This is a genomic window from Vibrio sp. Vb1554 (assembly GCF_033344235.1).
Genome location: NZ_JAWPOJ010000416.1, coordinates 1 through 1,077 on the forward strand (window position 1 = coordinate 1; position 1,077 = coordinate 1,077).

General features: G+C 45.9%; 2 protein-coding genes. Both read right to left on the bottom strand.

Annotated features, from left to right (window positions below):
- The coding region (locus tag R8N28_RS26725; RefSeq protein ID WP_318183858.1) for an acyl-CoA dehydrogenase family protein at positions 1-456 on the bottom strand (456 nt) is incomplete at its 3' end.
- Positions 457-534: 78 nt separating this feature from the next.
- Complete coding sequence (locus tag R8N28_RS26730) at positions 535-909, bottom strand: MerR family transcriptional regulator (protein ID WP_005455792.1); 375 nt, start codon at positions 907-909, stop codon at positions 535-537.
- Positions 910-1,077: the final 168 nt, after the last annotated feature.

Here is a 1,077-nt window from a genome sequence, read left to right on the forward strand (position 1 = left end):
GCCTTTGTCTTCGGCTTTTAGTTGCATGCTGACGACATCCGAACCCGAATTGACTTCGCTCATCGCCAGAGCGCCTATGTGCGAACCATCAACTAATTTAGGCAGATACTTTTCTCGTTGCGTTGGGGTGCCGTTTCGAAAGATTTGGTTTACGCAAAGATTTGAATGTGCGCCGTAGCTGAGCGCGACGGAGGCTGATGCTCGGCTTATCTCTTCCATTGCTACAACGTGGGCGAGGTAACCCATTTCAGCACCACCATATTCTTCGCTGACGGTCACGCCAAGCAAGCCCATTTCGCCAAGAAGTGGCCATAAATGGCTCGGAAACTGATTGTAATGGTCAATATCGGCGGCAATAGGAGCTATATGCTCACTCGCGAACGCATTGACGTGATCTCGGAGCATATCAATGGTTTCACCGAGCCCGAAATTCAGCGGGATGTAGCTCGTTTTCATAACGTCTCCCTGTTGCAGGTGTGTGACTGTGAAAATCGTGCACTGCTTGAGTGAGGGAAATTTGAGTTAGTGGCGTTGTTACTTTTCGTTGTTTTTTAGTGTTTGAAGGCAGCGTTCTTTTGCTGCATTGAGCTCGCCCATGACGACACCAATGTCATTTAACTGCTGTTGCAACACGGCTTGCTTTTCTTCAATGATATTAAGCATTTTGAGCAGCTGTTCATCCGTTTGTTGCATGTCGTAAAGTTCGAACAGTTCACGTATTTCTGCCAGCGAGAAGCCGAGCCGTTTCCCTCTAAGAATCAGTTTAAGTCGGATTTTGTCCCTACGCTGATAAACGCGCATATTGCCTTTTCGCTCTGGCTCAATCAGGCCGACGTCTTCATAAAATCGAATACTGCGCGTCGTGATGTCGAACTCTTTGGCGAGATCACTGATTTTGTATTTTTCCATAACACACTTACCTCGAATAAAAATCCAGCTTCTCGAAATCTGACCATGACTGAATAAAAATTAGGTTGTTATCAATGTGTTTCTTTACCTCACTGTAAAGGCTAGTGCTATGCTTACGTAAACGTCAAGAAATCACAGTGCGATAATTTCGTTGCCGGATAAGGGATA